We start from the raw sequence: 24,621 nt of genomic DNA on the forward strand, positions 1-24,621 counted from the left end.
AGATCACCGTTCCTGGCGTAGGTCGGATTAGCCGAAGGCGTAATCCGACGCCATCGTCAGCCATCCCGCGTACCACATCACCGTCCCAGACGTTCCAGCTTCGCAATCCCCAGGTCCAGCACCTTCATGCCGTGCTGTCCGAAGTTGATCTGCGCGCGCGCATTGCCGCCGCCGCCTTCGATATTGACGATCACGCCTTCACCGAACTTGGCGTGCGCCACCGATTCGCCGATGCGCCAGCCGCCGCCCGTGGCTTTTTGCGCGATCTTTTGTGCAATCGCATTGTCCGAACCCAGGCTGGCCACCTTGGGCGCCTCGTCCCAGGCCGACTTGCGGTTGCCGAACCAGTTGGCCTGCACCTTCGGCGACAGCCATTTCAAGGACTCTTCCGGCAACTCATCGAAGAAGCGCGACTTCATGTTGTAGCGCGTCTGGCCGTGCAGCATGCGCGTCTGCGAAAAACTCATGTACAACCGCTTGCGCGCGCGCGTGATGGCCACGTACATCAGCCGGCGTTCCTCTTCCACGCCGTTGTCTTCCTTCGAACTGCTTTCGTGCGGGAACAGGCCCTCTTCCAGGCCCGTAATGAACACATTGTCGAATTCCAGGCCCTTGGCCGAATGTACCGTCATCATCTGCAGCGCATCCTGGCCCGCCTGCGCCTGGTTGTCGCCCGCTTCCAGCGACGCGTGCGAGAGGAAGGCGGAGAGCGGCGACATCACGGCCGGCAGCGGCGCGTCGGCATCTAAAATTTCGATGCCATCCTGGTTGGCGACGGGTGCGCCCGACTGCGCCTGGGCGGCAGGCCCCAGGTGGGCCGGTGCGCCCTGTCCAAAACCTTCCTCGGAAATGAACTGGCTGGCCGCGCTGACCATCTGCTCCAGATTCTCGATGCGGTCGGCGCCTTCCTTTTCATTCTGATAGTGTTGCAGCAAGGTACTCGCTTCCAGCACGACTCTGACCATTTCCGGCAGAGATAATTGCTGCGTTTCGAAGCGCACGCCTTCGATCAGCTTGACGAAACCGGCCAGCACGCTGCCCGCCTTGCCCGCCACATACGGCACGGACGCGTACAGCGAAATGCCGTACTGTTCCGACGCGGCCTGCAATTGCTCGATCGAGCGCATGCCGATGCCGCGCGTGGGGAAATTGACCACGCGCAAGAAAGCGGAGTCATTGTGCGGATTGTCCATCAACTGCAAATAGGCAATTGCGTGCTTGACCTCGGCGCGCTGGAAGTAGCGCTGGCCGCCATACACGTGGTACGGAATCGCGGCCGAGAACAGCGCATGTTCGATCACGCGCGACTGCGCATTCGAACGGTACAGAATCGCGATTTCGCTGCGCGAGGCGCCATCGGCGATCAGGCTTTTCGCCTCTTCGATGATCCACTGCGCTTCCTGCAAGTCGGAACTGGCTTCATACACGCGCACCTGCTCGCCATGGCCCGCGTCCGTGCGCAAATTCTTGCCCAGGCGCTTGCTATTGTTCGCGATCAACACGTTGGCGCTGTCGAGGATGTGGCCGTGCGAGCGGTAGTTCTGCTCCAGCTTGATCAAGTTCTTCACCTGGAACTCGTGCTCGAAGGCGCTCATGTTGCCCACGTTGGCGCCGCGGAACGCATAGATGCTCTGGTCATCGTCGCCGACGGCAAACAGGGCGCCGCCATCGCGGCTGCCGTGGCCGGCCAGCAATTTCAACCAGTTGTATTGCAGGTTGTTCGTATCCTGGAACTCGTCCACCAAAATGTGGCGGAAACGGGCCTGGTAATGCTCGCGCAACGGTTGGTTGCGGCTCAGCAACTCATACGTGCGCAGCAACAGTTCCGCAAAATCGACGACGCCTTCGCGCTGGCACTGGTCGTCGTACAACTGGTAAAGCTCGACCATCTTGCGCTCGTGCGCGTCATACGCTTCCACGTCCGTGGCGCGCAAACCCTGGTCCTTGGCGTTGTTGATGAAATACATCACCGTCTTCGGCGGGAATTTCTCATCATCAATGTTGTTCGCCTTCAACAAGCGCTTGATCACGGATAGCTGATCCTGCGAATCGAGGATCTGGAACGTCTGCGGCAAGGCCGCATCGCGGTAGTGCGTGCGCAGCAAGCGGTTGCACAGGCCGTGGAAGGTGCCGATCCACATGCCGCGCGTGTTGATCGGCAGCATGGCTGACAGGCGCGTGAGCATTTCCTTGGCGGCTTTATTCGTAAAGGTCACGGCCAGGATGCCGGGCGGCGATACCTGCTGGGTCTGGATCAGCCACGCAATGCGGGTGGTCAGCACGCGGGTCTTGCCCGAACCGGCGCCGGCCAGGATCAGCGCATGCTGGGCCGGCAGGGTGACGGCAGCCAATTGTTCGGGATTGAGGTTGTGAAGAAGATTTTGCATCCCGTGATTATACCGGCATGGCTAAAAATACTGTGCATTTGTCCAGCGGTCGCGCCATTTTACCCACGCGCGCTACAATCGGCATCCCGACACAACGGCCTCTATCCCCATGACACCACCCACCGACCTCGACGGCGCCCGCGTACTGGCCTGGGCCTGGTCCGACCTGCCCTTCGGCCACGTCGCCAGTGAAGACGGCGCCGGCCCCGTCGCCATCCACGGCCTGGCCGTGTGCCAGTATGCGGGCGAGGCGCGCGTCTACCGTTTCAGCTGCGACGCTCGCTGGGAAACGCTGCAGGATGAGGTGTATGCGAGCGAAGACGAGGCCAGGGCGCAGCTGCCGGCGCAATACCGGGCCGTAGCCGCCAGCTGGAACCAAGTCTAGCGCACCGGCTTGGCCTTGCCTTCGCTGAGCGCCTGGGCAATCACCTGGCGCGTGGCCTTGTCGGCTGCCTTGGTGGCTTTTTCCTGCTGGCGTCCCAGCGCTTCCATCTGCTTGCCCAGGGTTTCCATCGGCTTGTCGCGCTGATCCATCTGGCGCGACAGCACATCCACCTTGTCCGCCTCGCGTTCTTGCGCGGTGGCAATGCGGTCGTTGACCTCTTCCATGGCGTCCTGCGCATCTTCCATCTGCTGCTGCAGGCGTTCCACCTCGCGTCCGGCCGCGCGGCGCGCCGTCTCCGTGGTGGCCTGCGCCTGGCGGCGTGCCGCCTCGCCCATCTTGCGGCCCAGTTCCTGCTGCTGGCGGCCCAGCGCCTGCAGTTGCGCCACATCGCGCGCGCCGACGTTCGCCTGCGCCGCGCCATGGGCGCCCATCTTGCTGCCCAGTTCGCCCATCGCCTTGCCATGTTCGCTCATCTGCTTGCCCAGGCCGCTCATCTGAAAGCCCATATCTTGCGACGGCTTCCAGGCGTCGCGCACGCGGGCCAGCAGCGTGGCATCCTGCGTCACATAGCCCTTGCCCTGGTCGCGGAACCACAGGAACTGTCCCTTGAGCGAACGCTGCAGCTGCTTGATCTGCTGGCCGTCGACATCGGTGCCGGCCATGGTGACGCTATCCTCGCTGCTGTCGACGAGCGCATAGCCATCGCCGCTGCCCATGGAAATATTGATTTTCTTGCTCGGCGCGGCCGGTGCGGCCGGCGGCGCGGGCGGCTGCGACGGCTGCACGGCCAGCGCGCTGCCGCTGATCAGGATACCGGCCAGGCTGAGGATCAAACGGTGGGAAGTGGACATGGCTGCCTCGTCGCAAAAGTAGTGGAGCATTGACTGTAGCGATGGATGGCGCACGGCTCCAGCGCGGTGCGACAGGCTGCAAAAAGACCTGCCTGGATGGCAGACATGGACGATGGATGGCACGCGGGGCAAAAAAAACGGAGGCCGCAGCCTCCGCAAAAACGCCGTGGTACGGCGTATTTCAATTAATACAGCACGACGGAGCGGATCGATTCGCCGCTTTTCATCAAGTCGAAACCTTGGTTGATGTCGTCGAGCTTCAGACGGTGCGTGATCAAATCGTCGATATTGAGCTTGCCTTCCATGTACCAGTCGACGATCTTCGGCACATCCGTGCGGCCGCGCGCGCCGCCGAAGGCGGAACCTTTCCACACGCGCCCCGTCACCAGCTGGAATGGACGGGTGGAAATTTCCTGGCCGGCCGCCGCCACGCCGATGATGATGGACTGGCCCCAGCCCTTGTGGCAGCACTCGAGCGACTGGCGCATGGTGGTGGTGTTGCCGATGCATTCAAAACTGTAGTCGGCGCCGCCGTCCGTCAGTTGCACGATGGTGTCGACGACGTTTTCCACTTCGTTGGCGTTGACAAAATGCGTCATGCCGAACTTGCGGGCGATGTCCTGGCGCGCCGGGTTGATGTCCACGCCGATGATTTTATCGGCGCCGACCATCTTGGCCGCCTGGATCACGTTCAGGCCGATGCCGCCCAGGCCGAACACGACGACATTCGCGCCCGCCTCGACCTTGGCCGTAAACAGCACGGCGCCCACGCCGGTGGTGACGCCGCAGCCGATGTAGCAGACCTTGTCGAACGGTGCGTCTTCGCGGATTTTTGCGAGCGCGATTTCCGGCACGACGATGTAGTTCGAAAAGGTGGAGGTGCCCATGTAGTGGAAGATGGGCTTGCCGTCGATGGAGAAGCGCGAGGTGGCGTCCGGCATCAGGCCGCGGCCCTGGGTCGAGCGGATCGACTGGCACAGGTTGGTCTTTTGCGACAGGCAGAATTTGCACTGGCGGCATTCCGGCGTGTACAGCGGGATGACGTGGTCATCCTTCTTCAGGCTTTTCACGCCCGGGCCCACGTCGACGACGATGCCGGCGCCTTCATGGCCCAGGATGGACGGGAAGATGCCTTCCGGGTCGGCGCCCGACAGGGTGTAGTAATCGGTGTGGCAAATGCCCGTGGCCTTGATCTCGACCAAGACCTCGCCCTCGCGCGGGCCAGCCAGGTCGACTTCTTCGATGGTCAAAGGCGCGCCCGCCTTCCATGCAATCGCTGCTTTGGTTTTCATGTATGTCCTGTCTATGGTTGAACCAGGCGCGCCAGCGCGCCGTATCGCCACATCATAGCAAGGCAGGCATGCGGGCGCGAGAGGATACGCTTACTTGGTCTTTGCCCGGTTCAAAAATGCGCCGTGCAAGCCGTTCAGGGTTTCCTCGGCCAGCAACAGCTGGCTGGCGATTTCATTGATCTTGCGGCGGCTGGAACGGGCATGGTCGCGCAGCACTTCGAACGCCGTGTTGCGGTCCGTCTGGAACTTGCCCATCAGCAAACCCACGGCCAAGCTCGTTTCGCGGCCGGCGGCCAGGGCCGCGTTCAGGTTCAGCTCGGTGCGACGCAACTGGCGGATTTCATCGGCACGGGCCAGGCCCGCTTCGAACGCCGGCATCAAGCGGCCTTCGTCGACGGGTTTGACCACGTAGCCGACGGCGCCATAGGCGGCTGCCTGCTTGCCCGATTCGCTGTCGCCGCTGCCGGACAGGAACATGAACGGCACGCCCGTCTCGCCATGCAGGCGCTTGGCCAGTTCCAGGCCGGACATGCCCGGCATGTGGATGTCGAGCAAAGCCAGGTCCGGCTCGCGCTGGGCGACCAGCTGCAGCGCCACTTCGGCCGAATTGGCCAGGGCCGTCTCGTAGCCGGCATGGCGCAGGACTTCGCCGAGGAATTCCAACAGGAGCTGGTCATCGTCAACGATCAGGATAAAGCGTTTCGCGGCGGCTGGCTGACTCATGGGTGGGGAACCTCGGTAATGAATGATGTTCTTATTATATGCCGATTATTGCCCCAAATCAGCCCCGTATGTCCATGCTCATGCCGCGAATAATTGATTGAATTGCTGCACCGCAATATTCACATCGTCCGCCTCGTATGCATTGTTAAAGACGCTGCTGATGGCCGCCACCATGTCGGCGCCGCGCGCCACCAGCGGCGCCGCGTTCTCCGGCGTCATGCCGCCGATCACCACGCAAGGCAAGGCGATCTCGCGTTTCGCCTCCAGTACGATGTCCAGGGGCGTGGTCACCGGATACTTTTTCACCAGCGAAGGATAAAAGCCGCCGAAGGCCACATAGCTGGCGCCGCCGGCCTCGGCCGTCCTGGCCAGGGCCATGTCGCCATAGCAGGAAGCGCCGACGATCTTGTCCTTGCCCAGGCGGGCGCGCACCTGCGCCACGGACGCGTCCAGGCCGCCCACGTGCACGCCATCGGCGTCGAGTTCTTCGCACAGCGCGATAAAGTCATTGATGATGAAGGGCACGCCATACTTGCGGGCCAGGGCCAGCAAGGCGCCCGCCTGCTCGCGCCGCTGCTGCACCTCGGCGCTCTTGTGACGGTATTGCAGCAGGGCCACGCCGCCGTGCAAGGCCTGTTCCGTGATGTCGAGCAGGCGGTCGGTGTCGTCCCAATTCGGGGTAACCAGATACAGTCCACGCATGATGTTTTCCTTATTGAATGAATCGTTGCGGCATAAGCTGACCTGGCGCAATCGCATACGCGCCGGCCAGGGCCGCATGGCAATAGCTTTGCGCCAGATCAAGCGCTTCAGGCAATGCCTGTCCCAGCGCCAGGCGCGCCGCGATGGCCGAGGCCAGGGTGCAGCCGCTGCCGTGAAATTCTCCGGGCAGGCGCGGCCAGCACCATTCGCGCTCCCCGCCAGCGGCGTCAAACCAGCGGTTGATGATCGTCTGGCCCTCGCCGTGGCCGCCCGTCACCAGCACGTGGCCACAGCCTTGCGCGCGCAACGCTGCTTCGCCGCCAAGAGCCAGCGCTTCGGGCCCGTTCGGTACGATCACGGTCGTCACCGGCAGCAAGGGCGCCAGCGCCAGCACGGCATCGTCCCGGCTGAGCACGTCGCCATGGCCGCTGGCCAGCACGGGATCGAGCACCACGGGCAAGTCCGGCCGGCTTTGGCGCAATTGCGCGATCAGTTGCGCGATGACGGCCGCATTCGCGGCGCTGCCCGGGATGCCGATTTTCACGGCGCTGATTACCATCTTGTCGATCAGCGCCAGCGCCTGCCGGCGCAGCCATTCCGGCGCCACCGGCTGCACGCCGAAGACCCTGTCGTTGTCCTGCACCGTCAGCGCCGTGATCACGGGCAAGGCATGCGCGCCCTGCGCGGCAATCGCGACAATATCGGCGGCGATGCCGGCGCCGCCCGACGGGTCGACGCCGGCAAACACCAGCACCGTCGGCAACGTTGGCACCATCACGTCAGGCGGCCCGCCATCGGCGACGATGGCGACGCGGCAAATTTGCGGGGCATGCGTCCCGCCAGAAACGCTTCGCGCCCGGCCCGCACGGCCAGCTTCATCGCACGCGCCATGCGCACGGGATCGCGCGCGCCGGCAATGGCCGTATTCATCAGCACGCCATCGCAACCGAGTTCCATGGCGATGGCCGCATCCGACGCCGTGCCCACGCCCGCATCGACGAGCACGGGCACTTTCGCCTGGTCGATGATCAAGGACAAGTTCCACGGATTCAGGATGCCCATGCCCGAGCCGATCAAGGAGGCCAGCGGCATGACGGCCACGCAGCCGATGTCTTCCAGAATCTTCGCCTGGATGGGGTCATCGCTGCAGTAGACCATCACGTCAAAGCCATCCTTGACCAGCGCCTCGGCGGCAATCAACGTTTCCGGCATGTGCGGGAACAGGGTCTTTTCATCGCCCAGCACCTCGAGCTTGACCAGATTGCGCCCGCCCAGCAGTTCGCGCGCCAGCTGCAAGGTGTAGACGGCGTCTTTCGCGTTGTAGCAGCCGGCCGTGTTCGGCAGTATCGTGTACTGGTCCGGCGGCACGAAGTCGAGCAGGCTGGGCGCGTTAGGGTCCTGGCCAATGTTGACCCTGCGGATCGCCACCGTGATGATCTGCGCCTCGGCCGCATCCGTCGCCTCGCGCGTCTGCGGCAAGTCCTTGTACTTGCCGCTGCCCACCAGCAAGCGCGATTGATACTGTTTTCCTGCAATGGTCAGCAGGTCGTTGTTATTACTGTTCATTGCTTTTTCCTTAGTTCAGCCGCCACCGATGGCGCGGACTATTTCCACCTGGTCTTGCGTTTGCAAGACCTGTCCTGGCCACGCCTTGCGCGGCACGACGTTGCGGTTGACGGCCAGCGCCAGCGCCTGGTTTTCCAGCGACAGCGCGGCGATCAATTGATCGAGGGTTTGCCCGGGCGGCACCTGATGCGGCGCGCCGTTGAGCGTGATGGATATCAATGCAGGCATCACGCTCTCCTTCAGACCTTGCGGTACAGCTCGGCGCCGTTCTTGATGAACTCGATGGCCTTGATTTCCATGCCCTGCTGGAGCGCCTTGTCTTCCGCGATACCCATGCCGGCCGCGTATTCGCGCACTTCCTGCGTGATCTTCATCGAACAGAAGTGGGGGCCGCACATGGAGCAGAAATGCGCCACCTTGGCCGAATCCTTGGGCAAGGTTTCATCGTGGAATTCGCGCGCCTTGTCCGGGTCCAGGCCGATGTTGAACTGGTCGTCCCAGCGGAATTCGAAGCGGGCTTTCGACAGGGCATTGTCGCGGATCTGTGCGCCCGGATGGCCTTTCGCCAGGTCGGCCGCATGCGCCGCAATCTTGTAGGTGATGATGCCATCCTTGACGTCAGCCTTGTTGGGCAAGCCCAGGTGTTCCTTCGGCGTCACGTAGCACAGCATGGCCGTGCCGTACCAGCCGATCATGGCCGCGCCGATGCCGGACGTGATGTGGTCGTAACCGGGCGCGATATCCGTCGTCAACGGTCCCAGGGTGTAGAACGGCGCTTCGCCGCACTGCTCCAGCTGCAAGTCCATGTTTTCTTTAATGAGTTGCATGGGCACATGACCCGGGCCCTCGATCATCACTTGCACGTCGTGCTTCCAGGCAACCTGCGTCAGCTCGCCCAGAGTTTTCAGTTCGCCCAGCTGCGCCTCGTCGTTGGCGTCGTAGATGGAACCGGGGCGCAAGCCGTCGCCCAGCGAGAACGACACGTCGTAGGCCTTCATGATTTCGCAGATTTCCTCGAAATGCGTGTACAGGAACGATTCCTGGTGGTGCGCCAGACACCATTTGGCCATGATGGAGCCGCCGCGCGAGACGATGCCCGTCAGCCGCTTGGCCGTCATCGGCACGTAGCGCAGCAGCACGCCGGCGTGGATGGTGAAATAGTCGACGCCCTGCTCGGCCTGCTCGATCAAAGTGTCGCGGAAGATTTCCCACGTCAGATCCTCGGCCTTGCCATTGACCTTTTCCAGCGCCTGGTAAATGGGCACGGTGCCGATGGGCACGGGGCTGTTGCGCACGATCCATTCGCGCGTTTCGTGGATATGCTTGCCGGTAGACAAGTCCATCACGTTATCGCCGCCCCAGCGGATGGCCCAGGTCATCTTTTCCACTTCCTCGCCGATCGACGAGGTGACGGCGGAATTGCCGATATTCGCGTTGATTTTCACGAGGAAATTGCGGCCGATGATCATCGGCTCGACTTCCGGGTGGTTGATGTTGGCGGGAATGATGGCGCGGCCGCGGGCGATTTCCTCGCGCACGAATTCCGGCGTGATTTCCGCCGGGATGCTGGCGCCGAACGACTGGCCCGGGTGCTGGCGGCCCATCAGGTCGGCCAGGCGCTCGCCCATGGGGCCGGAAGCTTTCAGTTCGCGCAAATACTCCTGGCGGCGCATGTTTTCGCGGATGGCGACGAATTCCATTTCCGGCGTGATGATGCCCTGGCGCGCGTAATGCATTTGCGTAACGTTCTTGCCGGCAATGGCGCGGCGCGGCTTGCGGTGCAAGTTGAAACGCAACTCGGCCAGCTTCGGGTCCGCCAGGCGGGCGATGCCGTAGTCGGAGGTGGGGCCGGGCAATTCTTCCGTGTCGGCCCGCTCCATGATCCACGGCAGGCGCGGCGTATCGAGGCCCGAGCGGATGTCGATCCGCACGTCCGGGTCCGTGTAAGGGCCGGAGGTATCGTAGACGTAGATCGGCGGATTCTTTTCGCCGCCGAACGATGCTTCCGTGTCGGACTGGCTGATCTCGCGCATGGGTACGCGGATGTCGGGGCGGCTGCCCTGCACGTAGATCTTGCGCGAATTGGGCAGCGGCGCGATGGCGGCTTCGTCGACCGTGGCGGTGGCGGAGAGGAATTTCGGGTTGGCGTTCATTTTGGCTCCTTGGCTAGACTATTTTTAAGCCTGGAGCCAGCTAAGGAGGTTCGGAATTACGCACGCGGAAAAGCGGGGTGCGTTCATCCTAAAGCTTCCCTTCGCTGGCATTATCCAGATCAGGTTCGGAGGGTATTTCTCACCCGCGCTTGCACTGTGTTTCCACAGCGAAAGGCAGGACCCCTAGCGTTTGCCGCCTTGCGGCAGCGAGCCAATTATACGCGGTTCGCGCCGCGTGGCCAGATGATTTCTTGCAGGTGTCGTCTTTGCGCACCTGCTGCAATGCAGCAGATGCCGGCACGCTTATTTCTTCTTGCCCCAGCGCCAGGCGGTCGGTTCGCCCTTCAGCTGGCAGATGAAAATGAGCACGGCGACGATGGCCGCTTCATACACGATGTAGCCAACCAGCATGGTTTGCGGCGGGAACAGGAAGGCGCCGCAGGCGAACAGCGCCAGCGCGGCCAGGAACACCAGCCAGCCCTGCCAGGTGATGGGCAAGCCCCAGCCCCAGCCATAGGTCTTGGCGGGAAACCAGTATTGCGGTGGTGATTTGTCAGCCATGATGCTTTCCTTGTCGATGTGGATAGCACCAAGTATAAATCACGCCCCTCGCAAGCGCTCCGTGACATCGAGGCCGATGCCGCGGTAGCCGATGAAGCGGCTGCCATTGTCGAACATCGGTTCGCCGCTGACCTGCAGATACTGCGTGCTGCCGTCGAGGTTGGCGCGGCTGTAGATGAAATCGAGGAACGGTTCGCGCGCGGCAATTTTTGCGTCGAGCAAGGCGCGCTCGGCGGCATTCCAGCGCTGCGGCTCTTCCTCGCTGCCGATGCCCAGCATCTCGGCCACGGGGCCGGAAAAGCGCGTCAAATTGCCCTGTGCATCCTGTTCCCAGTACCAGTCGGAAGACAGTTCCGTGAAGCGCTGGAAGCGCGCTTCGCTTTCGCGCAGCTCCGCCGTGCGATCTTCCACCATCTGTTCCAGCGACTTGTTGTATTCGGCCAGCTTCTGGTACAGCAAGCGCACTTCCAGCATGTTGTGGATGCGCGTCTTGACTTCCACCAGGTCGAAGGGCTTGCTGACGAAATCCTTGGCGCCCGCTTGCAGCGCGCGCAGCTTGTGGCCGGGCTGGGCCGTGATCACCAGCACGGGCAGATAGCTGCCCGCCTCGAGATCGCGCAAGCCTTCCATGACTTCGAAGCCATCCATTTCCGGCATCTGCAAGTCGAGCAGGATCAGGTCGTAGCGGTGCTGCTGATGCAGCGCGCGCACGGCTTGCGGGTCCATGGTGGACGTGATGCGCGTGTAGCCGGCATTGCGCAGCACCTGTTCGAGCAGCATGACGTTGGCCTCCTGGTCATCGACGATGAGGATGCTGGCGTTCAGGATCTCGGTGGCTTGAAGCATGGCGGTATTCCTAAAATTGATTGCTGAATTAGCGTATTGCGTGAGTGTCGTCGGCCAGGCCGTGCGCGGCCGCATGGTGCAGGGCTACATCGAGCGCATCCATGAACTCGACCACCTTGATCGGCTTGGTGAGATAGCGGAAGAAGCCCGCTTGCAAGCCTTTTTCGATGTCGCGCGGCACGGCATTGGCCGACAAGGCCATGACGGGGATGTGGCTGGTGAGGGGATCATCATGCAGGATATGCAGCGCGCCGTAGCCGCTGATGCCGGGCAGGTTGATATCCATCAAGATCACGTCGGGCTGGTAGGTGCGCGCCAGGTCGATGCCCAGATGCGCATCGATGGCCGTCAGCAGTTTCAAGTCGCTGCGGCGGGCGATCAATTGCTCGACCAGCGCCAGGTTGGCGGGATTGTCTTCCACGTACAGCAAGGTGCGCAGGCTTTCCTGCGGTTCCTGCACCTGCGGCAACGCATCGCCGTCGCCCAGCACCAGTGCCGGCGCGCTGCTGGCGGCCAGCTCGAACCAGAACGTGGTGCCCACGCCGACGGCGCTGTCGACGCCGATGGTGCCGCCCATCAATTCGACCAGTTGCTTGGTGACGACCAGGCCGATGCCCGTGCCCTCTTCCGTGCTGTTTTCCTGTCCCAGGCGGTTGAAAGGCTGGAACAGCTGCGCCACCTGGGCCGCGTCGAGGCCGGCGCCGCTGTCGCGCACGCTCACGCGCACGCGCTCGCCATGCCCGCTGCATTCGACGGTGACGGCGCCGCCGCCCTGGTTGTACTTGATGGCGTTCGACAGCAGGTTGATCATCACCTGCTTCACGCGCGTGCGGTCCGCATGCACATAAAAGGCCTTGCCGCAGCGGGGGAAATGCATGCGGATGCCGCGCTTTTCCGCCTGCGGCGCAATCATGGCCTGGCAATCCTGCAGCACGTCGAGCAGCGACATCGCTTCCTGGGACAGGGTGACCTTGCCCGATTCGATCATGGCCAGGTCGAGAATTTCATTAATCAAGCGCAACAGGTACCAGCCGCCCTTGAGGATTTGCTCGATCGAACGCTGCTGCGGCGGGCTGGGCGGCGGCACGTCGGACGCCATGAGCTGGGCAAAGCCCAGCACGGCATTCAAGGGCGTGCGCAATTCATGGCTCATGCTCGACAGGAATTCGGACTTGGCGCGGTTGGCCTTTTCCGCCACCAGTCGCGCCTTTTTCAACTCGGCATTATTGGTCTCGACCAGCGAGCGCGTATACGCCTGCTGTTCGCGCAGGCGCTGATCCAGCAGCGCCTGTTCCGCCTCGACCTGCTTGCGCACCGTGTTATCGGTGCCGATCAGCAGATAGCCGATGACCTTGCTCTGCGCGTCGCGCAAGGCCGTCACGGAGACGATGGCGGGGAAGCGGCTGCCATCCTTGCGGATGTGGGTAAGCTCATAGATGTCTTCGATGCCGCGCGTGGCCTTGAACACGAGCGCTTCCACGCCCGGCGTGATGACGGTGTCGAGCTCGGCGCTGAGGGCGGCGGCGCGGGTGACGATTTCTTGCGCGTCGGAAATACCGGCCGGCGTCAGTTTGTCGACCACGTCGCTGGCTGCGTAGCCGAGCATGCGTTCGGCGCCCACGTTGAAGATCTGGATCACGCCCTGCGCATCGGTGGCGATGCACGAGAAATTGGCGCTGTTGAAAATCGCATCCTGCAAGGCGCCCGCCTTGAGCAGCTGGCGCGGCAGGCTGGCCGACACCGTGCGCCGGTACAGCGCCACCAGCATCAGCAACAGCAGGCATACCAGGGCCTCGATCAGGATCGCCGCATCAAAAGGCGGCGCGCGCCAGGCCAGCACGCCGATGACCACCAATACGATGGCGCTGAACGCGAACGCCAATGCCATGGGCCAGCGCGACGGGGCGCGGTTAGGGTTATTTTCAACTGAGTGCATGGGTAGCCTGGGCTATGACAACAATAAAGAGAGGGAAATGCGGCGCCTAGCGGCCTTGGCGCTGGCGCACGTCCGACAGCAGGCGCGTGAATTCCTTCTTCACGACGCCATAGCATTCGCACACCTGGCCTTCGAGGCCGGCGCGGTCCTGCACCGTGATATGGCCGCGCCGGTAGCTGATGAGGCCGCGCGCTTGCAATCGCCCCGCCGCTTCCGTCACGCCTTCGCGGCGCACGCCCAGCATGTTGGCGATCAGTTCCTGCGTCATGGTCAGCTCGCGGTTCGGCAGGCGGTCCATGGTCAGTAGCAGCCAGCGGCACAGCTGCTGCTCCACCGTATGGTGGCGGTTGCACACGGCCGTCTGCGACATTTGCGTGATCAGGGCTTGCGTATAACGCAGCAGCAAACGCATGACGGGGCCGGCGCGGTCGAACTCTTCCATCAGCAGGTGGGCCTTGAGCCGGTAGCCGACGCCGCCCGTCTGCACGACGGCGCGGCTCGGTGTCGAGTTGCCGCCCATGAACAGCGACACGCCCACGATGCCCTCGTTGCCGACGCCGGCGATCTCGGACGAGCCGCCGTTTTCCAGCAGGTAATGGATGGAAACGATGGCCGTGGTGGGGAAGTACACATACTGCAGCTTGTCGCCCGAGTCGTAGATCACGTCGCCCAGCAGCATGGAGACTTGCTCCAGATGGGGAGCCAGGCGCGCGAAATCGGCGTCGAGCATGGCGGCGAGCAAATGGTTCTGATTCGGGTTGTGCAGCTGGGCATGCGGACTCGACATGGGCAGTTTTCCTGGTTTCCAGTCGTCAGCTAGGGAGAGAAGTGAAAGACGTCCGAACGAGGGGCGCCATATGCAGCAGCGTAACACAGCGCCTGCACAGTGGCCCGACTATATTTCTTGCAGGCATGCTTGTCCGTTCGGTAGCGAACGGACCCCGCGGCGCCTGCCGCCCTACAGTCAATCACTGCCAGAGCTGCCGGATCATGGATCGGCGCCGGCGCTGCTACCGGACGCCATCATGCAATCATTCTTCAAACGCATCTCCATTTCCGTCTCCATCTCGGCCCTGATCACCCTGGCGGTCGGGCTGTGCCTGACGGCCCTGTGCTACGCATCGGCACGCCAGATCGAGTCGGAAAGCACCAGGCTGCTACTGCAGTACCACGCCAGCGGTCACACGCTGCGCGCCGCCATGCTGCCGGCCAACGGCATGACCTTGGATGCAAACCACCGCGGCTCGCTGTATGTGCTGCTGGGCGGAATGTTGTCGAGCCTGCTGGCCACGGCCTATGTGTACCAGCTGGTGTCGCGCAATTCCGTGATTGCCCGCATCACGGGCGAACGCACGGCGGCGCTGCAGTTTGCCAATTTGCGCCTGTCCGAGGATATCGCTGCGCGCATGCGCAATGAAAAGTCGCTGCGCTTGCGCGAACGCATCATCGAAGTCTCGGCCAACGCCATCATCCTGTGCAGCGCCGACGCGCCCGGCTACCTGATCGAATACGTCAATCCCGCCTTCGAGCGCATCACCGGCTATGCGGCCGGCGAAGTCATCGGCCAGCGCCTGGAAGACTTGCAGGGGCCGGAGCATGCGCGCCAGGACATGCATGCCATCAGCGCGGCCTTGAGCGAACAGCGCGAAGGCAAGGCCATCGTGCGCAATTTCCGCAAGGACGGCAGCACTTATTGGAGCGAGCTGTTCGTCGCACCCGTGCGCGACGATGGCGATGGCCCCGTCAGCCACTTTGTCGTGGCGCAATACGACATCAGCACCGTCATGCGCTTCGAGCAGGAACTGGAATTCCAGTCGCGCCACGATATCCTCACGGGCCTGGCCAACCGTTTATTGCTGCGCGAACGGCTGGAACAGGCGATGGCCGTGGCGCGCCGCAGCACCCTGCCCCTGTGGGTGGTCTTCATCGACCTCGACCGTTTCAAGTTCGTCAACGACACCCTGGGCCACGATGCGGGCGACATCCTGCTGAAACTGATCGCCGACCGCCTGCGCGCCGCCACGCGCGAAGTCGACACGGTGGCGCGCCTCGGTGGCGACGAATTCGTCTTGCTGCTGCCGCAACACGCCAACAGCGACCCGGGCCAGCTCATCCTGCAGCGCGTGCTGGACGCCGTGGCCCAGCCGCTGCTGGTGGGCGGCCATGAATTCTTTCTCACGTGCAGCATGGGCGTGGCCACCTATCCGCTGGACGGCGACAGCGCGGAAACCCTGATCAAGCATGCCGACATCGCCATGTACCGCGCCAAGGAACAGGGGCGCAACCACTGGCAAAGCTACGCGCCGGCCATGAATGCCAGCATGCTGGCCCGGCTGAACCTGGAAAGCGAGTTGCGCCATGCGCTCGAGCGTGGCCAGTTCCACCTCGTGTACCAGCCGCAGGTGGAGCTCGACAGCGGCAAGGTGGTGGGCATGGAAGCGCTGCTGCGCTGGCGCCACCCCACCCTGGGCGCCATCGCGCCCGGCGAATTCATCCACCTGGCCGAGGAAATGGGCTTGATCGTGCCCATCGGCGCGTGGGTACTGCAGACGGCGTGCGCGCAAGCGCGGGCGTGGCAACGCGAGGGACTGGGCGGTTTGCGCCTGGCCGTCAATTTGTCTGCGCGGCAATTCCGGCAAAGCGGCTTGCTGCAATCGGTGCGGGAAATACTCGCCGTGACGGGCCTGGAAGCGCGTTTCCTCGAGCTGGAATTGACGGAAAGCATGATGATACAGGATGTGGAACAGGCGATCGCCACCATGGGCAAGCTCAAGGCACTGGGCTTGCAGCTGTCGATCGACGACTTCGGCACCGGTTATTCCAGCCTGGCGTACCTGCGCCGCTTCCCCATCGACGTGTTAAAAATCGACAAGTCCTTCGTCAGCGACCTCACGCACAGCGACGACGACGCGGCCATCGTGCAAGCCATCATCGCGCTGGCGCACAGCCTGCGCCTGGACGTCATCGCCGAAGGCGTGGAAACGGCGCAGCAGCTGGCCTTCCTGCGCCAGCACGGCTGCGACCAGATGCAGGGCTATCTGTTCAGCCGCCCCCTGGCCGCGCCCGCCTTCGAAGCATTATTACGCCAAGGCAGCATGTTGCCTGCCCTGGCGATGGGTTGACCAGGCGTTAAAACGCGTGGCGCAAGCCGACGTTGAAGGCGCGGTTGCCCGTGCCCACTTCCGTGGCATTGCCCACCATGTAGGCGGCGTCGTTGCGGTTGCGGATATGCGCGTAGGCAAGATACACCTTGCTGCGCTTGGACAAGGCGTACGTGGCGCCGATGGCCAGCTGCTGCGCATCGCGGTTGGCGCTGTCGCGGTCATCCTTGCGCACATACGAGGCCAGCAAAGTCGTCGCGCCCAGCGGCACGGAGACGCCAACGATGGCGTCGCGGCTGTCGTTCGACGCGGTGGGCGCCTGCGCCGCGCCATATGGGTTTTCCGCGAAGAACATGGTGCTGCCCTCGCCCGTGTTGCGGCCATAGCCGGCAAACGCCGTGGCCACGCCGAAGTTGTAGTTACCGGCCAGAATCGTGTTGTTCGCGTCGGCCTTACCCGGCTCGCCCGCACGGCTCTGGCGCGCCAGGCGCAAGGTCAACGGACCGTTGACATAGCCGAGGGCCAGACCCAGCGAGCGCTGGTCCGCCGCCACACCCGTGTGTTCGCCGGCGCCATACATGACGGTGCCCGTCACGCCGCGCCATTCCGGCGAGGTGTAGCGCACGGTATTGTCGATGCGCGTGGCCGAATAGCCGGCCAGGTTGGTCGCCGCGCCGGCATAACCGCCTTCGAACGGGTCGGCCACGTCGGTCAAGGCCTGGCTTTGCAGGTTGTACTGGCGGCCCACGGTCAGCATGCCCAGCGGGCTGTTGAGGCCGACAAACGCCTGGCGGCCGAACAATTGCCCCGCCTGGTCCGAGCGGCCCGTATCGCCCTGCACGCCCGCTTCCAGGGTGAACACAGCTTGCCAGCCATTGCCCAGCGCCTCCGTGCCGCGCAGGCCCAGGCGCGAGCCGGCCGATATGCCACTGGTGAGCTTGCTGATGCCGCCTTCCTGTACCAGGCCCGCGTCCATCAGACCATAGACATCAACGGACGACTGGGCTTGGGCGGCAGGCAAGGCGCCCAGAGTGGTGGCAAGACCGGCAACGATGGCGATTTTTTTCATGATGATTTCCTTGTAAAAGCGCAACCAGGAAAGCGGCGGCCACGGCAAGGCCGCAGGCGGCAAGGCGCCAAGCGGGGTATGCCGTATCAAAAGACGACGCGCCGGACAACAGATCCTGGCTAAGCTGTGGCGGCAGCGGCGTGCAATGGACGTGCCGCTTTGATTCCGCCGTGAATGGTGCACCGCTGGCGGTGCGCGTGGCTCAGGCGCCCGGCCCGAAGGGGACGCGCTGAAGGTGGCTGGCATCGCAGATGCGCTGGCCGTGAGACGCGGACGAGTGCTGGATATGAAACGTTATACAACCGCGTCTGCTGGCGCCGTCCGCAAGGATGGGGCAGGAGGCGCCGAGGCCGGCATTATAGCATCGGCGCCCCTGTCGCCCCCGTTTTATTGCGCCCTCTGTTGTTAAGTAACCCCCAATAAATTATTGTAATTTCTGACTTCCATAACCGGCGCTCTGCGGCGTTGCCCGCTGCTAGCAGTGCTCGCACTGCGTCGCGGCTGGCGCCTTGCATAGCATCCGGTTCTGTTCGTCATAATTTCACAATAATTTCCTGAGGATTACTTAGTTCGCGGCCCGCCAGGCCGCCAAAACACTGAAAAAGGCCGCTTGCCACGCTGCAGGCATTGCCGCGTCATCTATAATGGTTCCTTTTGCCAATCACACGCCAAATCATGGAATTAGCCAAGTCTTTCGAGCCCGCCGACATTGAACAATTCTGGCGCACCGAGTGGGAACAGCGCGGTTACTTTACCGCCACCCTCGATGCCGGAAAACCTTCCTTCAGCATCCAGTTGCCGCCGCCGAACGTCACCGGCACCTTGCACATGGGCCATGCGTTCAACCAGACCATCATGGATGGCCTGACCCGCTACCACCGCATGCTGGGCCACAACACGGCCTGGATTCCCGGCACCGACCACGCGGGCATCGCCACGCAAATCGTCGTGCAACGCCAGCTGGACGCGCAAAAGATTTCGCGCCATGACCTGGGCCGCGAGAAATTCGTGGAAAAAGTGTGGGAATGGAAAGAAAAATCGGGTTCCATCATCACCGGGCAGATGCGCCGCCTGGGCGCCTCGGCCGACTGGCAGCGCGAATACTTCACGATGGATGAACCGCGCTCGAAAGTCGTCACCGACGTCTTCGTGCGCCTGTTCGAGCAAGGCCTGATCTACCGCGGCAAGCGCCTCGTCAACTGGGACCCCGTGCTGGGCACGGCCGTCTCCGACCTGGAAGTGGTGTCGGAAGAAGAAGACGGCTCCATGTGGTACATCAAATACCCGCTGGCCGACGGCAGCGGTTTCCTGACGGTGGCCACCACGCGTCCTGAAACCATGCTGGGCGACGTGGCCGTGGCCGTCGATCCGACGGACGAGCGCTACACGGCGCTGGTGGGCAAGATGCTCAAACTGCCGCTGACGGACCGCGAAATCCCCATCATTGCCGACGAATACGTCGACAAGGAATTCGGCACCGGCTGCGTGAAGATCACCCCCGCGCACGACATGAACGATTACGCCGTCGGCCAGCGCCACAAACTGGCGCAGATCGTCATCCTGACCCTGGACGCGAAGATCACCGACGACGCGCCGGCCGCCTACCGCGGCATGGACCGTTTCGCCGCGCGCAAGCAGATCGTCGCCGACCTCGACGCGCAAGGCTTGCTGGAACAGGTCAAGCCGCATAAATTGATGGTGCCGCGCGGCGACCGCACGGGCGTCGTCATCGAGCCGATGCTGACGGATCAGTGGTTCGTCGCCATGAGCAAACCGGCCCCGGAAGGCACTTTCTTCCCGGGCAAGTCGATCGCCGAGACGGCGCTGGACAAGGTCGCCAACGGCGAAATCAAGTTCGTGCCGGAAAACTGGAGCACCACCTACAACCAGTGGCTCAACAACATCCAGGACTGGTGCATCTCGCGCCAGCTGTGGTGGGGCCATCAAATCCCGGCCTGGTACGACGACAAGGGCAATATCTTCGTTGCCAAGACAGAAGCGGAAGCCATCGCCAAGGCGCAGGCCGCCGGCAGCACGGGCCCCTTGAAGCGCGACGACGACGTGCTCGACACGTGGTTCTCGTCGGCTCTCGTGCCGTTCTCGACCATGGGTTGGCCAGAAGAAACACCGGACATGAAGGCCTTCCTGCCCTCGTCCGTGCTGGTCACGGGTTTCGACATCATCTTCTTCTGGGTCGCGCGCATGGTCATGATGACGGCGCACTTCACGGGCAAGGTGCCGTTTGAAACCGTCTACGTGCACGGCCTGGTGCGCGACTCGACGGGACAGAAAATGTCCAAGTCGAAGGGCAACACCCTGGACCCGATCGACTTGATCGACGGCATCGACCTGGAAGGCTTGATCGTCAAGCGCACCACGGGCCTGATGAACCCGCGCGACGCGGAAAAGATCACCAAGGCGACGCGCAAGGAATTCCCGGAAGGCATTTCGGCCTACGGCACGGACGCCGTGCGCTTCACCATGGCCAGCTATGCCTCGCTGGGCCGCAACATCAACTTCGACCTGGGCCGCTGCGAAGGCTACCGCAACTTCTGCAACAAGATGTGGAACGCCACCCGTTTCGTCATGATGAATACGGAAGGCAAGGATTGCACCCCGAACGATGTTGATCTGTCGCAAGCGGACAAGTGGATTATTTCCCTGCTGCAAAAGGCGGAACTGGACGTGGCCAAGGGCTTTGAAGACTTCCGTTTCGACAATATCGCCGCCACCATCTACAAATTCGTCTGGGACGAGTATTGCGACTGGTACCTGGAAGTAGCCAAGGTGCAAGTGCAGCAGGGCACGGAAGGCCAGCAGCGCGCCACCCGCCACACCCTGCTGCGCGTGCTGGAAGTGGTGCTGCGCCTGGCCCATCCGATCATCCCGTTTGTCACGGAAGCCCTGTGGCAGACGGTGGCGCCGCTGGCCGGCAAGACCCTGAAAGCTGAGGGTGATTCGATCATGATGCAACCGTATCCGATCGCTGACACCGACAAGATCGACGAGTCGGCCGAAGCGTGGATGCAGCAGCTGAAGGCCTTGACGGACGCGACGCGCAACCTGCGCGGCGAAATGCAGATCTCGCCTTCCGTGCGCGTGCCGCTGATCGTCGAAGCGGGCAATGCGGAGGAAAAGGCCGCGCTGGCGTCGTACGCACCGTACATCCAGTCGCTGGGCAAGCTGGCTGAAGTGCAGATCGTCGATGCGCTGCCGGACTCGCCAGCGGCCGTTGCCATCGTCGGCACCACCAAGCTGATGCTGAAAGTGGAAATCGACGTGGCGGCCGAACGCGAACGCCTGGGCAAGGAAATCGCCCGCATCGAAGCGGAAATTGCCAAAGTAAACAGCAAATTAGGCAATGAAAGCTTCGTCGCGCGCGCCCCGGCCGCCATCGTTGCGCAAGAAAACGAGCGTTTGCTCAGTTTTTCGGCGACAATTGAAAAACTGCGCGAACAGTTTGCTAAACTAGCCAGCGCATAAGGCAGGTTTGGAAGGATTGCGCGGCGTTATCCGTGACGCCGCGCAGCACCGCTGGTCTTGCCTTGGTATATAAACTGTTCGTGACCCGATCAAAAAAAACCATTGGAGACTAGCGATGCATAAAGTATTCACAGCAAGCATTCAAGCAAGCGTACTGGTGGCCGCCCTGGCCATCGCCGGCAGCGCCATCGCGCGCGATGACAACCACACCCCTGTCGGCACCTGGAAAACCATCGACGATGCCAGCGGCAAGCCGAAATCCCTCGTCGTCATCACGGAAAGCAACGGCGTCTTGCAAGGCAAGATCGACAAGCTGTTCCGCGCCCCGAATGAAGAGCAAAATCCGAAGTGCGACAAGTGCACGGGCGCCAACAAGGACCAGCCCATCGTCGGCCTGGTGATCCTGTCCGGCCTGAAATATGACGGCAAGGAATGGACGGGCGGCGAAATCATGGACCCGGCCAATGGCAAGACCTACAAGAGCAAGGCCGAACTGATTGAAGGCGGCACCAAGCTGCAAGTGCGCGGCTATGTCGGCGTGCCGATGTTTGGCCGCTCGCAGACGTGGGTACGCGAAGACTAAGCAGCACACGTATGCCCTGTCGAAGCCGGTCGCTGCGCCGGCTTTTTTGTGTCTGTATTCCGCACACGGCCGTTGTTTTCCAGGCCGAATCGCTCGCGTTTGCGCCATTTTCCTACCAAAGGCAGGCTATGCGCGCCACCGAACATACTTGAAGTTTCCTAAATGAAATAGTGCATGCCTGTGACGCCATCGCCTGTAGCGAAAAGCGGCATGGCTCTGCCGGATGACCTCATCCGCGGATGCCCGGCAATGATTGCCATGCACAAAGGAACTATATGAACCTCTTCAAGCGATATCTGAATCCGCTGCTCGTCTCGGCAGGTTTGCTGGCCATGGCCGCCCTTGCCGGTTGCGGCGGCGGCGACCAGGGACGCGATCCCATCCTCGGCTTGCCGGGCGCCACCTTGTCCAGCCTGGCCGTCACGCCAGCCACGGCCACGGTCACCATCGGTGCGGGCCAGCAATTCACGGCCATCGCCACGTATAGCGACGGCTCGTCGCAAGACGTCAGCGCCAAGGCGGCCTGGGCGTCGGCCACACCGGCCAGCGCGACAGTCAATGCCGCCACAGGCTTGAGCACCGGCATCGCTGCCGGCAACAGCAACATCAGTGCCGCGTTTGGCGGCAAGAGCGCAGCGGCCCAGTTGACCGTCACGCCAGCGACCTTGCTGGCTATCGCCGTCACGCCGCAAAGCCCCATCGTGCCCGTCGCCGCGACGCGCCAGCTGGCCGTCATTGCCACCTACTCGGACAACAGCACGGCTGACGTCACGGCCAGCAGCAGCTTCCTTGCCGTCACGCCCGCTTTCGCCACCGTCGCCAGCGGCGGCCTCGTCACCGGCGTTGCCTTTGGCACCAGCGTCATGAACGCCAGCTTCAACGGCAAGACGGCCAGCACCACCATCACTGTGCCTTCCGCCAGCATCGTCAGCATTACCGTCACGCCGGCCACCGCCAGCATCGCTGTCGGCGCCACGCAGCAATTCATTGCCACCGCCACTTATTCCGACAGCTCGAACGCCATTGTCACCAACAGCGCCGCCTGGACCTCGGGCACCGTTGCCAATGCCACGGTACTGAACACGGGCATCGCCACCGGTGTTGCCACCGGCACCAGCAGCATCACCGCCACGGCCGGCGGCCAGTCGGGCAGCGCGCTGCTGACCGTCACGGCAGTGGCCATCCCGCCCGTCCTGAACCCGATCTTCCTGGGCCGCGCGGCACCTTTCGGCGTGCTGGCAGGTACCTCGATCACGAACAATTCGGGCGGCACCACGCTGATCACGGGCGACGTCGGCTCACCTTCGCAAACGGTCGATCCGACCCAGGCGGCTGGCTTTACCAACTACAAGTCGGGCGCCATCCTGGCCGGCGCCATGACGGATTTGCAAGCGGCAATCACGGACGGCAACAGCCGCAGCTGCGACGTCAGCTTTGCCGGCGGCATCGACCTGGGCGGCCAAACCTTCGGTCCCGGCGTGTACTGCTATGCGGGCGCCATCAGCATCACGGGCACCCTGACCCTGAACGGTCCCGGCGTGTACATCTTCCGCACGGCGCTGACCCTGAACTCGACCGTCAACTCGGTGGTTGCCCTGAATAATGGCGCCACGGCCGACAACGTCAGCTGGCTGCCCGTCGGCCCCACCACCCTGGCCGCCAACAGCGTCTTCAAGGGCAATATCCTGGGCCAGTCGGCCGCCATCACGGTGGGCGACAACACGACCCTGCTCAATGGCCGCGTGCTGACGGCTGCCGCCGTTACCCTGCGCAACAATCAGATCACCAAATAATCGGGACATGACCATGACTATCGCACACACACTGGGCGCCCTGAGCGTAATGGCCGGCGCCTTGCTGGCGGCCCAATCGGCGCAGGCGCAGGACAACACCTTCATCAACCCGGACTGGGCCAACAGCGCCTGGTACATCGGCGCGGGCGCGGGCCAGTCGCGCGCCACCATCGACGAGCCGCGCCTGCGCGCCAGCCTGGCCGCCAACGGCGAAACCGTCACCGGTTTCAGCAAGGACCAGCGCGACACCGGCTATAAACTGTTTGTCGGCCGCCAACTGAACCAGTATGTCGCCGTGGAAGCCGGTTACTTTGACCTGGGCAAGTTCGATTTCAAGTCGACCACCAGCGGCAACGGCGTACTGAACGGACAAGCGGCCTTTCGCGGCGTAAACCTGGACTTGTTGGGCCAGCTGCCGCTGTCGCAGCGCCTGTCGTTGCTGGGCCGTGTCGGCATGCACTACACCAAGACCAACACGGAATTCAGCGGCAACCGCCTGCTGGGTTCGAGCAATACCCATGCCAGCGAACGCAAGCTCAACGCCAAGCTGGGCCTGGGCCTCGAATACAAGTTCAGCGAAGCGCTGGCCCTGCGTGGCGAAGTCGAGCGTTATCGCCTGAACGACGCCGTCGGCAACCGCGGCGATGCGGACCTGTATTCCGTCAGCCTCGTGTATAAACTGGGCCGTCCGGCCAGCGCCACGCCCGCCTACCAGCCGGCGCCCGAAGTCGCCCCCGTCGTCGCCATGCCGGCACCGGTGATCGAGGCCAAGCCGGCGCCAGCCCCCGTGTCGGAAAAAGTGTCGTTTGCTTCCGAAGCGCTGTTTGATTTCGATCAATCGACGCTCAAGCCGCAAGGCAAGGCGGCACTGGACCAGCTGCTCGGTCAACTGACGGGCATGGACCTGGAAGTCATCGTCACAGTCGGCCATACGGATGCCGTCGGTCCGGATGCCTACAACCAGAAGCTCTCCTTGCGCCGCGCCGAAGCCGTCAAGGCTTATCTGGTGGCGCAGGGTGTCGAGACGAGCCGCGTCTACACGGAAGGCAAGGGAGAAACGCAGCCCGTGGCCGACAACACGAGTGCCGCCGGCCGCGCCAAGAACCGCCGCGTGACGGTGGAAGTCGTGGGCACGCGCAAAGTCATGCGTTAAGTTTGACGCGCACAAAAAAACCGGCGCAAGCCGGTTT

Annotated in this window: 20 protein-coding genes and 1 riboswitch; of the genes, 6 read left to right on the forward strand and 14 right to left on the reverse strand. The window is 63.0% G+C overall.

Annotated elements, in window-relative coordinates; all coding sequences use genetic code 11:
* Nucleotides 1–77: 77 nt before the first annotated feature.
* The gene (locus OX462_RS24320) at nt 78–2,387 is read right to left on the reverse strand and encodes a UvrD-helicase domain-containing protein (protein WP_070222661.1); all 2,310 of its coding nucleotides are present in this window, start codon (nt 2,385–2,387) and stop codon (nt 78–80) included.
* 109 nt (nt 2,388–2,496) lie between these two features.
* Here OX462_RS24320 and OX462_RS24325 point away from each other — a divergent pair, with 109 nt between their 5' ends.
* Entirely contained in the window at nt 2,497–2,772 is a 276-nt protein-coding gene (locus OX462_RS24325; protein WP_409027252.1) for a hypothetical protein, read from the forward strand.
* On the opposite strand, the gene OX462_RS24330 is transcribed toward OX462_RS24325, so the two are convergent.
* From OX462_RS24330 to OX462_RS24385, 12 genes are all read right to left on the reverse strand, one after another.
* Nucleotides 2,769–3,623 carry a hypothetical protein gene (locus OX462_RS24330; protein ID WP_409027253.1) on the reverse strand — a complete coding sequence of 285 codons (855 nt, stop codon included), beginning with the start codon at nt 3,621–3,623 and terminating at the stop codon, nt 2,769–2,771. The genes OX462_RS24325 and OX462_RS24330 overlap by 4 nt on opposite strands.
* Nucleotides 3,624–3,808: 185 nt before the next feature.
* On the reverse strand, nt 3,809–4,915 hold the full coding sequence (locus OX462_RS24335; protein ID WP_035824628.1) for an S-(hydroxymethyl)glutathione dehydrogenase/class III alcohol dehydrogenase: 1,107 nt from the start codon (nt 4,913–4,915) through the stop codon (nt 3,809–3,811).
* A gap of 90 nt (nt 4,916–5,005) precedes the next feature.
* On the reverse strand, nt 5,006–5,638 hold the full coding sequence (locus tag OX462_RS24340) for an ANTAR domain-containing response regulator (RefSeq protein WP_409027254.1): 633 nt from the start codon (nt 5,636–5,638) through the stop codon (nt 5,006–5,008).
* A 78-nt stretch (nt 5,639–5,716) separates the two neighbouring features.
* Entirely contained in the window at nt 5,717–6,340 is a 624-nt protein-coding gene (gene thiE, locus OX462_RS24345) for a thiamine phosphate synthase (RefSeq protein ID WP_409027255.1), read from the reverse strand.
* A gap of 10 nt (nt 6,341–6,350) precedes the next feature.
* Entirely contained in the window at nt 6,351–7,115 is a 765-nt protein-coding gene (locus OX462_RS24350; RefSeq protein WP_409028780.1) for a bifunctional hydroxymethylpyrimidine kinase/phosphomethylpyrimidine kinase, read from the reverse strand.
* A complete protein-coding gene (locus OX462_RS24355) occupies nt 7,115–7,906 on the reverse strand; it encodes a thiazole synthase (RefSeq protein ID WP_070222677.1) in 792 nt (263 codons plus the stop codon). Before OX462_RS24355 ends, OX462_RS24350 begins: the two co-directional genes overlap by 1 nt.
* Nucleotides 7,907–7,921: 15 nt before the next feature.
* Complete coding sequence (gene thiS, locus OX462_RS24360) at nt 7,922–8,125, reverse strand: sulfur carrier protein ThiS (RefSeq protein WP_070222852.1); 204 nt, start codon at nt 8,123–8,125, stop codon at nt 7,922–7,924.
* A gap of 20 nt (nt 8,126–8,145) precedes the next feature.
* On the reverse strand, nt 8,146–10,059 hold the full coding sequence (thiC, locus tag OX462_RS24365; RefSeq protein WP_070222679.1) for a phosphomethylpyrimidine synthase ThiC: 1,914 nt from the start codon (nt 10,057–10,059) through the stop codon (nt 8,146–8,148).
* A 79-nt stretch (nt 10,060–10,138) separates the two neighbouring features.
* Nucleotides 10,139–10,254, reverse strand: a riboswitch (TPP riboswitch).
* A gap of 108 nt (nt 10,255–10,362) precedes the next feature.
* Entirely contained in the window at nt 10,363–10,620 is a 258-nt protein-coding gene (locus OX462_RS24370; protein ID WP_070222681.1) for a hypothetical protein, read from the reverse strand.
* Between the two features lie 39 nt (nt 10,621–10,659).
* A complete protein-coding gene (locus tag OX462_RS24375) occupies nt 10,660–11,466 on the reverse strand; it encodes a response regulator (RefSeq protein WP_070222683.1) in 807 nt (268 codons plus the stop codon).
* 28 nt (nt 11,467–11,494) lie between these two features.
* A complete protein-coding gene (locus OX462_RS24380) occupies nt 11,495–13,402 on the reverse strand; it encodes a hybrid sensor histidine kinase/response regulator (protein WP_409027256.1) in 1,908 nt (635 codons plus the stop codon).
* A gap of 46 nt (nt 13,403–13,448) precedes the next feature.
* Entirely contained in the window at nt 13,449–14,189 is a 741-nt protein-coding gene (locus tag OX462_RS24385; RefSeq protein WP_409027257.1) for a Crp/Fnr family transcriptional regulator, read from the reverse strand.
* 238 nt (nt 14,190–14,427) lie between these two features.
* On the opposite strand from OX462_RS24385, the gene OX462_RS24390 reads away from it, so the two are divergent.
* On the forward strand, nt 14,428–16,524 hold the full coding sequence (locus tag OX462_RS24390) for a putative bifunctional diguanylate cyclase/phosphodiesterase (RefSeq protein WP_409027258.1): 2,097 nt from the start codon (nt 14,428–14,430) through the stop codon (nt 16,522–16,524).
* A 7-nt stretch (nt 16,525–16,531) separates the two neighbouring features.
* On the opposite strand, the gene OX462_RS24395 is transcribed toward OX462_RS24390, so the two are convergent.
* Nucleotides 16,532–17,572: a porin gene (locus OX462_RS24395; protein ID WP_409027259.1), complete on the reverse strand. Its 1,041-nt coding sequence runs from the start codon at nt 17,570–17,572 to the stop codon at nt 16,532–16,534.
* Nucleotides 17,573–18,247: 675 nt separating this feature from the next.
* On the opposite strand from OX462_RS24395, the gene OX462_RS24400 reads away from it, so the two are divergent.
* The 4 genes from OX462_RS24400 to OX462_RS24415 all read left to right on the forward strand — a co-directional run bounded on the left by OX462_RS24400 (nt 18,248) and on the right by OX462_RS24415 (nt 24,584).
* On the forward strand, nt 18,248–21,055 hold the full coding sequence (locus tag OX462_RS24400) for a valine--tRNA ligase (RefSeq protein ID WP_409027260.1): 2,808 nt from the start codon (nt 18,248–18,250) through the stop codon (nt 21,053–21,055).
* Between the two features lie 115 nt (nt 21,056–21,170).
* Nucleotides 21,171–21,638 (forward strand): DUF2147 domain-containing protein, encoded by a 468-nt coding sequence (locus OX462_RS24405; RefSeq protein WP_070222691.1) that lies wholly within the window; start codon nt 21,171–21,173, stop codon nt 21,636–21,638.
* A gap of 275 nt (nt 21,639–21,913) precedes the next feature.
* Complete coding sequence (locus OX462_RS24410; RefSeq protein WP_409027261.1) at nt 21,914–23,431, forward strand: ice-binding family protein; 1,518 nt, start codon at nt 21,914–21,916, stop codon at nt 23,429–23,431.
* A gap of 13 nt (nt 23,432–23,444) precedes the next feature.
* On the forward strand, nt 23,445–24,584 hold the full coding sequence (locus OX462_RS24415) for an OmpA family protein (RefSeq protein WP_070312432.1): 1,140 nt from the start codon (nt 23,445–23,447) through the stop codon (nt 24,582–24,584).
* The last annotated feature ends 37 nt before the right edge of the window (nt 24,585–24,621 follow it).

Origin of the sequence: Janthinobacterium aestuarii (genome assembly GCF_046113285.1) — a bacterium.
Lineage (GTDB): Bacteria > Pseudomonadota > Gammaproteobacteria > Burkholderiales > Burkholderiaceae_D > Janthinobacterium.